Below are 10,617 nucleotides of genomic sequence, written 5' to 3'. Positions count from 1 at the left end.
GATCGCGCAGATCGCCTGGCCCACCGGCGGCTATATGCACTACGCCTACACACCCTGTCGTGATTCACTTCCGATGCGACTGAACTACGCGGAATGACCCCAGCCACAGAGAGTGAGGCCGCCCGTGGTCCACGGAATTGATCCGTCTTTCACCGCGCTGCCCCTGCGGGCGCTCGCCGACGCGGCACTCGCCCGGGCGCGCGCGCTGGGCGCCGACCATGCCGACTTCCGGCTGGAGCGGATCCGCAGCGCCTCCTGGCGGCTGCGCGACGCCAAGCCCTCCGGCGGCTCCGACAGCACCGACCTCGGGTACGCGGTCCGGGTGGTGCACGGCGGCAGCTGGGGCTTCGCCTCCGGCGTGGACCTGACCATGGACGCCGCCGCCAAGGTGGCCTCGCAGGCCGTGGCCATGGCGAAGCTGTCCGCACAGGTGATCAAGGCGGCCGGCTCGGACGAGCGGGTGGAGCTGGCCGAGGAGCCGGTGCACGCCGACAAGACCTGGATCTCCGCCTACGACGTGAACCCCTTCGAGGTGCCGGACGCCGAGAAGTCGGCCCTGCTCGCCGACTGGAGCGCGCGCCTGCTGGCGGCCGAGGGCGTCGCGCACGTGGACGCCTCGCTCCTCGCCGTCCACGAGAACAAGTTCTACGCGGACACCGCGGGCACCTCGACCACCCAGCAGCGGGTACGCGTCCACCCGCAGCTCACCGCCGTCGCCGTCAACGGCACCACCGGCGAGTTCGACTCCATGCGCACCATCGCCCCGCCCGCCGGGCGCGGCTGGGAGTACCTGACCGGCACCGGCTGGGACTGGGACGCCGAGCTGGAGCAGATCCCCGCCCTGCTCGCCGAGAAGATGCGGGCCCCCGGCGTCGAGGCCGGGCGCTACGACCTGGTCGTGGACCCGTCGAACCTGTGGCTCACCATCCACGAGTCCATCGGCCACGCCACCGAGCTCGACCGGGCGCTGGGCTACGAGGCGGCGTACGCGGGGACCTCCTTCGCCACCTTCGACCAGCTGGGCAAGCTCAAGTACGGCTCCTCGATCATGAACGTGACCGGTGACCGCACGGCCGAGCACGGCCTGGCCACCATCGGCTACGACGACGAGGGCGTCGAGGCGCAGAGCTGGGACCTGGTCAAGGACGGCACCCTGACCGGTTACCAGACCGACCGGCGGATCGCGCGGCTGACCGGCCTCGGCCGCTCCAACGGCTGCGCGTACGCCGACTCCCCCGGGCACGTGCCCGTCCAGCGGATGGCGAACGTCTCGCTCCAGCCCGATCCGGGCGGCCTGTCCACCGAGGACCTGATCGGCGGGGTGGAGCGCGGGATCTACGTGGTCGGCGACCGCTCCTGGTCGATCGACATGCAGCGCTACAACTTCCAGTTCACCGGGCAGCGGTTCTTCCGGATCGAGAACGGCAGGCTGGCCGGACAGCTGCGCGACGTCGCGTACCAGGCCACCACCACGGACTTCTGGGGCTCGATGGAGAAGGTCGGCGGACCGCAGACCTACGTCCTGGGCGGGGCCTTCAACTGCGGCAAGGCGCAGCCGGGCCAGGTCGCGGCGGTCTCGCACGGCTGCCCGTCCGCCCTCTTCCGCGACGTGAACATCTTGAACACCACCCAGGAGGCCGGACGCTGATGTCGATGAACCGCACCAAGCCCCACGAGATCGTCGAGCGGGCCCTGGAGCTGTCCACCGCCGACGGCTGCGTCGTCATCGCGGACGAGGAGTCCAGCGCCAATCTGCGCTGGGCCGGCAACGCGCTCACCACCAACGGGGTCACCCGCGGCCGCACCCTGACGGTCATCGCCACCGTCGACGGCAGGGAGGGCACGGCCTCGGGGGTCGTGACGCGCTCCGCCGTCACCGCCGCCGACCTGGAGCCGCTGGTCCGGGCCGCCGAGGCGGCCGCCCGCGGTGCCGGCCCCGCCGAGGACGCCCAGCCGCTGGTGACGGGCACCCCGGCCTCCCTGGACTTCACCGACGCCCCGGACGAGACCTCCTCGGCGGTGTTCGCGGACTTCGCCCCGGCCCTCGGCGAGGCCTTCGCCCGCGCCCGGGCGGGCGGCCGGGAGCTGTACGGCTTCGCCCACCACGAGCTGACCTCCACCTACGTCGGCACCTCGACCGGTCTGCGGCTGCGCCACGACCAGCCGAACGGCACCCTGGAGCTCAACGCGAAGTCCCCCGACCGCTCCCGGTCCGCCTGGGCCGGCCGGGCCACCCGCGACTTCAAGGACGTGGACCCGACCGCCCTGGACGCGGAGCTCGCCGTACGCCTCGGCTGGGCCGAGCGGAAGATCGAACTGCCGGCCGGCCGGTACGAGACCCTGCTGCCGCCGACCGCGGTGGCCGACCTGCTGATCTACCAGATGTGGTCGGCGGCCGCCCGGGACGCGGCGGAGGGCCGGACGGTCTTCTCCAAGCCCGGCGGCGGCACCCGGATCGGGGAGCGGCTGTCGCAGCTGCCGCTGACGCTGCGCAGCGACCCGAACGCACCGGGCCTGGAGTCCGCGCCGTTCGTGATCGCGCACAGCTCGGGCGACGACGCGTCGGTCTTCGACAACGGCCTGCCGGTCCCGGCGACGGAGTGGATCAGCGGCGGCGAGCTGGCCCGGCTGACCACGACCCGGCACAGCGCCGCTCTGACCGGGCTGCCGCTGTCCCCGGCCTTCGGGAACCTGATCCTGGACGGGGGCGGCGAGAAGTCCCTGGAGGAGATGGTGGCGGGCACCGAGCGGGGTCTGCTGCTGACCTGCCTCTGGTACATCCGGGAGGTCGACCCGGCCACCCTGCTGCTCACGGGGCTGACCCGGGACGGGGTGTACCTGGTCGAGAACGGGCAGGTCACGGGCGAGGTGAACAACTTCCGGTTCAACGAGTCGCCGGTGGACCTGCTGTCGCGGGCCTCGGAGGCCGGGCGGACCGAGAAGACCCTCCCGCGCGAGTGGGGCGACTGGTTCACCCGGGCCGCGATGCCCGCTGTCCGCATCCCGGACTTCAACATGAGTTCGGTCAGCAAGGGCGTCTGACCGACCTAGACTGAGCTCGGTATTTCCCGGAGATCATGAGGAGTCGAGAGACCGTGACGGACATCGTCGACGAACTGAAGTGGCGCGGGCTGTTCGCCCAGTCCACCGATGAAGAAGCGCTGCGCAAGGCCTTCGCGGACGGTCCGGTCACGTTCTATTGCGGCTTCGACCCGACGGCGGCCTCGCTGCACGTCGGGCACCTGGTGCAGGTGCTCACCGTCCGCCGGCTCCAGCAGGCCGGCCACCGGCCGCTGGCGCTGGTGGGCGGGGCCACCGGCCAGATCGGTGACCCGCGCCCGACGGCGGAGCGCACCCTGAACGACCCCGAGACGGTCGCGAACTGGGTGAACCGGCTGCGTACGCAGATCGAGCCGTTCCTGTCCTTCGAGGGCGAGAACGCGGCGGTCATGGTCAACAACCTGGACTGGACGGCCGGCCTGTCCGCCATCGAGTTCCTGCGGGACATCGGCAAGCACTTCCGCGTCAACAAGATGCTGACGAAGGACTCGGTCGCCAAGCGGCTGGACTCCGAACAGGGCATCAGCTACACGGAGTTCAGCTACCAGCTGCTCCAGGGCATGGACTTCCTGGAGCTGTACCGCCGCTACGGCTGCACCCTCCAGCAGGGCGGCTCCGACCAGTGGGGCAACCTGACGGCGGGCCTCGACCTGATCCACCGGGTCGAGCCGGGCGCGCACGTGCACGCGATGGCGACCCCGCTGATGGTCAAGGCGGACGGCACCAAGTTCGGCAAGTCCGAGAGCGGGGCCGTCTGGCTCGACCCGGAGATGACCACCCCGTACGCGTTCTACCAGTTCTGGCTGAACGTGGACGACCGGGACATCTCCACCTACATGCGGATCCTGTCCTTCAAGTCCCGCGAGGAGCTGGAGGCGCTGGAGGCGCAGACCGCCGAGCGTCCGCAGGCGCGCGCCGCGCAGCGGGCGCTGGCGGAGGAGCTGACCACGCTGGTGCACGGCGCGGACCAGTGCGCCGCCGTGATCGCCGCGTCGAAGGCGCTGTTCGGCCAGGGCGAGCTGGCGGAGCTGGACGAGGCCACGCTGGCCGCGGCCCTCTCCGAGCTGCCGCACGCCCGGGTCGCCGAGCTGGGTCCGGTGGTGGACCTGTTCGCGGAGACCGGCCTGGTCGCCAGCAAGTCCGCCGGCCGCCGGACCGTGAAGGAGGGCGGCGCGTACGTGAACAACGCGAAGGTCACCGCCGAGGACGCGGTCCCCGCGCAGGAGGACCTGCTGCACGGGCGCTGGCTGGTGCTGCGCCGCGGCAAGAAGAACCTGGCCGCGGTGGAGGTCACCGGCGCCTGACGGGCACGGGACGCGGCGAAGGGGCCGGTGCGGACGCTTGTCCGCACCGGCCCCTTCGCCGTGCGCCGCCGGAGGCGGCCCGGCGTCCCGCTAGGCGGTGCGGCGCCTGTTGCCCCGCAGGGCCATGTAGACCATGTCGCCGAGGCCGACGATGACGACGGCGCCCACCAGTTGCAGCAGGTGCCGGATCCAGTCGATGCCCTTGGTGTCCTCGACGCCGATCCAGCGCGAGACGGCGTTGCCGAGGATGGCGCCGGCGATGCCGAAGAGGGTGGACAGCCAGATGGGCTGGTGCTGCCTGCCCGGCAGGACGGCCCGGGCGATGAGACCCAGCACGAAACCGACGATGATCGCCCACAACCATTGCATGTCGAGCCTCCTCGTGGCGCGTTGTGCGCATGTGGGCCCAGTCTCGGCCCGTCCGGCGTACCGCGCATGTCGGACACTGCCGTTCGGGGGCACCCCCTCTCCTCGCTCCCGCGCGGGCGGCGTACCGTGGAGTGGTCCGGACCGGGGTGCGTCCGGCGGGTGGATCGGTGGTGGAGCATGCAGCGGACGAAGCGGAACGGGCCCGAGGTCTTCCGGATCACCGGGGCCCGCATGGGGCTCGCCGAGGACGTACGGGGGCGCCAGCGCCGGTACGTCATCTCGATGGGGATCCGGACCCTGTCGGTGATCGCGACGGTGATCCTGTGGAACGTGGAGCGCCATGTGGCCGTGGTGACGCTGGCGGCCGGGCTGCTCCTGCCGTACATCGCCGTGGTGATCGCCAACGCGGGGCGCGAATCGGCGCCCTCGCTGCCCTCGCACTTCGTGCCCGCCCCTGTGCGCCCCGCACTGGATGCGGGAAACCTCAATAAAAGCTCAGATCAATCATGAAGTTCCGGTGCACCGCACGGGGTCGTGCGTGACATACTGCCTACGCGCTCCGCATCCCCCGTCGGAGCGACGGACCGACGCCGGGCAGCTCCCCCCGTGGCTGCCCGGCGTCGCCCTTCCGTTTGTAGGGTTGGGGCCGTGACTTCTCCCGAAACCCCCACCTGCTCCGCCAAGGGCTGCCGCGACGCGGCCGTATGGGTCCTGGCGTGGAACAACCCGAAGCTGCACGCGCCGGAGCGGCGCAAGACCTGGCTGGCGTGCGAGGAGCACCGCGAACACCTGTCCCAGTTCCTGGGGGTCCGCGGTTTCCTCAAGGACGTCGTGAAGCTCGACGAGTGGGTCCAGCCCGAGGGCTCCGAGCGGGAGCGCTGAGCGGCCTCAGCCGCCGATCGCCGACATCGGGCGGTCGGGCTGCAGGAAGGACGGGTCGTCGAGGCCGGAGCCGGCCTTCTTGCCCCACATCGCCACCTTCCACAGGCGGGCGATCTCCTCGTCCGGGGCGCCCGAGCGCAGTGCGGAGCGCAGGTCCGACTCCTCGGTGGCGAACAGGCACGTACGCACCTGGCCGTCGGCCGTGAGCCTCGTACGGTCGCACGCGCCGCAGAAGGGCCGGGTGACGGAGGCGATGACCCCGACGGTGGCCGGGCCGCCGTCGACCAGCCAGCGCTCGGCCGGGGCCGAGCCGCGCTCCTCGGCACCCTCCTCGGTGAGGGTGAAGCGGGTGCGCAGGGATTCCAGGATGTCCCCGGCGGTGATCATGCCGTCGCGCTTCCAGCCGTGCTGGGCATCGAGGGGCATCTGCTCGATGAAGCGGAGCTCGTACTCGTTCTCCACGGCCCAGGCGAGCAGGTCGGGGGCCTCGTCGTCGTTCAGCCCCGGCATCAGGACGGCGTTGACCTTGACGGGGGTGAGGCCGGCCTCGCGGGCGGCGGCCATGCCGTCGATGACGTCGTGGTGGCGGTCGCGGCGGGTGAGGGTCTTGAAGACGTCGGGGCGCAGGGTGTCGAGGGAGACGTTCACCCGGTCCAGGCCGGCGGCCTTGAGGGCCTGGGCGGTGCGCTTGAGGCCGATGCCGTTGGTGGTCAGGGACATCCTGGGGCGGGGCTCCAGGGCCGCGCACTGTTCCACGATGCCGACCAGGCCGGGCCGCAGCAGCGGCTCGCCGCCGGTGAAGCGGACCTCGGTGATGCCGAGGCTGGTCACGGCGATGCGGATCAGCCGGACGATCTCCTCGTCGCTCAGCAGGTCGGACTTGCCCAGCCACTGCAGGCCCTCCTCGGGCATGCAGTAGGTACACCGCAGGTTGCACCGGTCGGTGAGTGAGACGCGCAGGTCAGTGGCCACGCGGCCGTACGTGTCGAGAAGCACTGTGGGCCCCCTCCCCTGTCCGGATCTAGAGGTTCTATGCATCGAGCGTACGCGACCTGTGTGTCGCCGAGGGGTGCCCGAATGAACGATACGTAACGTGGCCGCGTCGTAGGGAAGTACGACGCGGCCACGCACGGTGCTGGGACGATTCCGGAAAGCCGCAGTCAGTGGGCCCCGGTGCCGGTGAGCGAGCGCACTTCCAGCTCGGCGAACTTCTGCGGGTCGGCCTCGTCCTTGGACAGGACGGTTCCCAGCCACCCGAGGAGGAAGCCGAGGGGGATGGAGATGATCCCCGGGTTCTCCAGCGGGAACCAGTAGAAGTCGGCGTCCTTGAACATCGAGGTGGGCTTGCCGGAGACGACCGGCGAGAAGAGCACGAGCCCGACCGCCGAGACCAGCCCTCCGTAGATCGACCACAGCGCGCCCTGGGTGGTGAAGCGCTTCCAGAAGAGGCTGTAGAGGATCGTGGGGAGGTTGGCGGAGGCGGCGACGGCGAAGGCGAGGGCGACCAGGCCGGCGACGTTCATGTCGCGGGCCAGGGCCCCGAGGAAGATGGCGACGGCGCCGATGACCACGGTGGACCAGCGGGCGGCGCGCACCTCCTCCTTCTCTGTGGCCTGGCCCCTGCGGATGACGTTCACGTAGATGTCGTGCGCGAAGGACGACGAGGACGCCAGGGTCAGCCCGGCGACCACCGCGAGGATGGTGGCGAAGGCGACGGCGGAGATCACCGCGAGCAGCACCGCACCGCCGGTCGACCCGGGGCCGCCGCCGATCTCCTGGGCGAGGAGCGGCGCGGCGGTGTTGCCGGCCTTGTTGGAGGCCAGGATGTCGGCCCGCTTGAGGAGGGCCGCGGCGCCGAAGCCGAGGGCGATCGTCATCAGGTAGAAGGCGCCGATGATGCCGATGGCCCAGTTCACGGACTTGCGGGCGGCCTTGGCGGTGGGGACGGTGTAGAAGCGGATCAGGATGTGCGGCAGGCCGGCGGTGCCGAGGACCAGGGCGAGGCCGAGGGAGATGAAGTCCAGCTTCGTCAGGCCGTCCTTGCCGTACTTGAGTCCGGGCTCCAGGAACTTGGTGCCCTGGCCGCTGTTCTCGGCGGCCTGGCCCAGCAGGGCGGAGATGTTGAAGTCGAACTTCAGCAGCACCAGGAAGGTGATCAGCAGCGCGCCGGCGATGAGCAGCACCGCCTTGACCATCTGGACCCAGGTGGTGCCCTTCATCCCGCCGATCGTCACGTAGACGATCATCAGCAGGCCGACCAGCGCGACGACGGCGACCTTGCCGCCGTCGCTGGTGATGCCGAGCAGCAGCGAGACGAGCACGCCGGCGCCGGCCATCTGGGCGAGTAGGTAGAAGATCGAGACCACGATGGTGGAGGTGCCGGCGGCGGTGCGGACGGGCCGCTGGCGCATCCGGTAGGCGAGGACGTCGCCCATGGTGTAGCGGCCGGAGTTGCGCAGCGGCTCGGCGACGAGCAGCAGGGCGACGAGCCAGGCCACGAGGAAGCCGATGGAGTACAGGAAGCCGTCGTAGCCGAAGAGGGCGATGGCCCCGGCGATGCCGAGGAAGGAGGCGGCGGACATGTAGTCGCCGGAGATCGCCAGGCCGTTCTGGAAGCCGGTGAACTGGCGGCCGCCGGCGTAGAAGTCGGCGGCGTCCTTGGTCTGGCGGCCGGCCCAGACGGTGATGATCAGGGTGGCGACGACGAACAGCCCGAAGAGGGTGATGATCAGCGGGCGGTGCTCGCTCGCTCCGGCGGCGGCCGTCAGCTGGGGGACCGGGCTCGCGCTCAGGGTCATGCTCCGGCCTCCATGCGCTTCTTGATGGCCTCGGCCTTGGGGTCGAGCTTGGCGGCGGCGTGCCGCGAGTACAGCCAGGCGATCAGGAAGGTCGTCAGGAACTGGGCGACGCCGAGGACCAGCGCGACGTTGATGTTGCCGAAGAGCTTGGTCCCCATGAAGCCGCCCGCGTAGCTGGACAGCAGGACGTAGAGCAGGTACCAGGCGATGAAGGCCACGGTGAGCGGGAAGGCGAAGGACCGGTAGGAGCTGCGGAGTTCGGTGAACTCGGGGCTCTGCTGGACGCGCGTGAACTCTTCGGCCGGCAGGTTCGCCGGGGCCGGTCCCGCGCCGCCCGGCGGCGGCGCTGCTTCGGTGGTCACGGGGGGTTCTCCTTGTGACGCGGGTGCGGTGGGGACGGACAAAACAACCTCCGTGCGGGGGGACGGTGGTGCTGATCCCCCCTGTCAACGGCACGGCCGGCGTGTCGGGACGGTTCAACACCCGCTGTTTCTTCCAGAACTTCTTTCTCGAACGCATGGCGCTGACAGGAACGTCAGCGCTAGGTTCGCCTGTCATGAACCCGTCCGACGCGACCGCGTGCGGACGGCTTTTTCACGGATGATGTGGAGAACCCATGGCTCATCTGGGACACGGCCGCCGGCGAGCTCTCGCCGTTCCGGTCGGCCTGGCGCTCACCGCCTCGCTCGCCTTCCTGCCCTCGGTCGCGGCCTCGGCCGCACCGCTGGGTACGACGGCGGACCCGGTGGCGGCCGCGAAGCCCGCGGCCACCGGCCCGAAGCTGTCCTACGTGGCGAACCTGAACGTGTACGCCACGGCGACGGCGGCCAAGAAGGCCATCGAGCGGGCCGGGGGAACGGTGGTGATAGCCCACGAGCAGATCGGGGTCATCGTCGCGCACTCCCAGAACCCGGACTTCGCCAAGCAGCTGCGGGCGCAGCGCGGCCTGTTCGCCTCGGTCGGCGCCACCCGTACGGCCCCCCTCCAGCCGGTGCAGACCACCGAGGAGGGCACGACCCAGACGCTCAGCGCCGCGGACGCCGCCAAGGCGGCGGCGCAGGCCGAGCCGGGCCAGGAGCCCCTGGAGTCCAACCAGTGGGACCTGCGGGCGATCAAGGCCGACGCGGCTCACCAGATCAACGATGGCAGCCCCGACGTCACCGTCGGCGTCATCGACACGGGTGTCGACGACACTCACCCCGACTTGGCCGCCAACTTCTCCAAGGGGCAGTCGGCCAACTGCGTCGGCGGCGTCGCCGACACCGCCGAGGGCGCGTGGCGCCCGTACGCGGACGGCAGCGACCACGGCACCCACGTGGCCGGCACCATAGCCGCGGCCCGCAACGGGGTCGGCATCAGCGGTGTCGCGCCGGGCGCGAAGGTCGCCGCGATCAAGGTGAGCGAGCCGGGGACCAGCCTCTTCTACACCGAGGCGGTCGTCTGCGGCTTCATGTTCGCCGCCGAGAAGGGGATCGAGGTGACCAACAACAGCTACTACGTCGACCCGTGGAACTACACCTGCAAGAACGACGACGACCAGAAGGCGCTGGTGGAGGCCCTCTCCCGGGCCACCAAGTACGCCGAGCGCAAGGGCGTGCTCAGCGTGGCCTCGGCCGGCAACTCCAACCACGACCTGGCCGCCGCCTCGATCGAGGACACGACCAGCCCGAACGACTCCACCCCGCTGCCGCGCACCATCGACCCGAAGGTCTGCCTGGACCTGCCCACGCAGCTGCCGGGTGTCGTCACGGTCAGCGCGACCGGCGACAAGGGCCTGAAGTCGTACTACTCCAGCTACGGCCTGGGCGTCGTCGACGTCGCCGCCCCCGGCGGCGACAAGTGGCAGGTCCCGGCCACCCCGGACGCCAACGGCCGCGTGCTGTCGACCCTCCCCGGCGGCGGCTACGGCTACAAGCAGGGCACCTCGATGGCCGGTCCGCACGTCGCGGGCGTCGCGGCGCTGCTCAAGAGCGCCCACCCGACGGCCACGCCGTCGCAGCTCCAGGCCATGCTGAAGGCCCAGGCCACGAAGGCGGCCTGCCCGGAGAAGGTCTACGACGCCACCGGCGCCCTGGTCGACGCCACCACCTGCACCAGCAAGTGGGGCCAGACCGCCTACTACGGCTCGGGCGTGGTCGACGCGCTCAAGGCCGTCAAGTAGCGCCGGACGCCGTCTGCGCACGGACGGGCCGGGCGGGGTGCTC

Annotated in this window: 10 protein-coding genes; 6 read left to right on the top strand and 4 right to left on the bottom strand. The window is 70.9% G+C overall.

All coding sequences use genetic code 11. The features are described 5' to 3' along the window. Window positions 1–124 precede the first annotated feature (124 nt). From AB0D45_RS13150 to tyrS, 3 genes are read left to right on the top strand one after another with little or no spacing between them, the layout of a single operon-like run. Window positions 125–1,648 carry a TldD/PmbA family protein gene (locus AB0D45_RS13150; RefSeq protein WP_362457984.1) on the top strand — a complete coding sequence of 508 codons (1,524 nt, stop codon included), beginning with the start codon at window positions 125–127 and terminating at the stop codon, window positions 1,646–1,648. Further along, window positions 1,648–3,042 carry a metallopeptidase TldD-related protein gene (locus AB0D45_RS13145; protein WP_362457981.1) on the top strand — a complete coding sequence of 465 codons (1,395 nt, stop codon included), beginning with the start codon at window positions 1,648–1,650 and terminating at the stop codon, window positions 3,040–3,042. The genes AB0D45_RS13150 and AB0D45_RS13145 overlap by 1 nt, the downstream gene beginning before the upstream one ends. A 53-nt stretch (window positions 3,043–3,095) precedes the next feature. Beyond that, the gene (gene tyrS / locus AB0D45_RS13140) at window positions 3,096–4,364 is read left to right on the top strand and encodes a tyrosine--tRNA ligase (protein ID WP_361610512.1); all 1,269 of its coding nucleotides are present in this window, start codon (window positions 3,096–3,098) and stop codon (window positions 4,362–4,364) included. Between the two features lie 90 nt (window positions 4,365–4,454). On the opposite strand, the gene AB0D45_RS13135 is transcribed toward tyrS, so the two are convergent. Next, window positions 4,455–4,733, bottom strand: coding sequence for a GlsB/YeaQ/YmgE family stress response membrane protein (locus tag AB0D45_RS13135; protein WP_362457976.1), 279 nt, complete (start codon window positions 4,731–4,733; stop codon window positions 4,455–4,457). Window positions 4,734–4,910: 177 nt separating this feature from the next. Here AB0D45_RS13135 and AB0D45_RS13130 point away from each other — a divergent pair, with 177 nt between their 5' ends. Together AB0D45_RS13130 and AB0D45_RS13125 are read left to right on the top strand one after the other, a co-directional pair. Continuing rightward, window positions 4,911–5,243: a DUF3099 domain-containing protein gene (locus AB0D45_RS13130; RefSeq protein ID WP_362457974.1), complete on the top strand. Its 333-nt coding sequence runs from the start codon at window positions 4,911–4,913 to the stop codon at window positions 5,241–5,243. 138 nt (window positions 5,244–5,381) lie between these two features. After that, complete coding sequence (locus tag AB0D45_RS13125) at window positions 5,382–5,615, top strand: hypothetical protein (RefSeq protein WP_361605886.1); 234 nt, start codon at window positions 5,382–5,384, stop codon at window positions 5,613–5,615. A 6-nt stretch (window positions 5,616–5,621) separates the two neighbouring features. Here AB0D45_RS13125 and moaA read toward each other — a convergent pair whose 3' ends face one another. From moaA to AB0D45_RS13110, 3 genes are all read right to left on the bottom strand, one after another. After that, window positions 5,622–6,611, bottom strand: coding sequence for a GTP 3',8-cyclase MoaA (moaA, locus tag AB0D45_RS13120; RefSeq protein WP_361605889.1), 990 nt, complete (start codon window positions 6,609–6,611; stop codon window positions 5,622–5,624). 164 nt (window positions 6,612–6,775) lie between these two features. Next, a complete protein-coding gene (locus AB0D45_RS13115) occupies window positions 6,776–8,413 on the bottom strand; it encodes a cation acetate symporter (protein WP_362457972.1) in 1,638 nt (545 codons plus the stop codon). Further along, on the bottom strand, window positions 8,410–8,775 hold the full coding sequence (locus AB0D45_RS13110; RefSeq protein WP_362457970.1) for a DUF485 domain-containing protein: 366 nt from the start codon (window positions 8,773–8,775) through the stop codon (window positions 8,410–8,412). Before AB0D45_RS13110 ends, AB0D45_RS13115 begins: the two co-directional genes overlap by 4 nt. Before the next feature lie 254 nt (window positions 8,776–9,029). Here AB0D45_RS13110 and AB0D45_RS13105 point away from each other — a divergent pair, with 254 nt between their 5' ends. Continuing rightward, window positions 9,030–10,574 (top strand): S8 family serine peptidase, encoded by a 1,545-nt coding sequence (locus tag AB0D45_RS13105; protein ID WP_362457968.1) that lies wholly within the window; start codon window positions 9,030–9,032, stop codon window positions 10,572–10,574. Window positions 10,575–10,617 lie beyond the last annotated feature (43 nt).

Origin of the sequence: Streptomyces sp. NPDC048352 (assembly GCF_040651895.1) — a bacterium.
Classification (GTDB): domain Bacteria; phylum Actinomycetota; class Actinomycetes; order Streptomycetales; family Streptomycetaceae; genus Streptomyces.
This window is presented reverse-complemented; position numbering and strand designations above follow the sequence as displayed.

Coding starts and splice junctions, on each gene's coding strand:
- AB0D45_RS13145 (WP_362457981.1), top strand. CDS start 1,648: ATGTCGATGAACCGCACCAAGCCCCACGAGATCGTCGAGCGGGCCCTG.
- AB0D45_RS13135 (WP_362457976.1), bottom strand. CDS start 4,733: ATGCAATGGTTGTGGGCGATCATCGTCGGTTTCGTGCTGGGTCTCATC.
- AB0D45_RS13130 (WP_362457974.1), top strand. CDS start 4,911: ATGCAGCGGACGAAGCGGAACGGGCCCGAGGTCTTCCGGATCACCGGG.
- AB0D45_RS13115 (WP_362457972.1), bottom strand. CDS start 8,413: ATGACCCTGAGCGCGAGCCCGGTCCCCCAGCTGACGGCCGCCGCCGGA.
- AB0D45_RS13105 (WP_362457968.1), top strand. CDS start 9,030: ATGGCTCATCTGGGACACGGCCGCCGGCGAGCTCTCGCCGTTCCGGTC.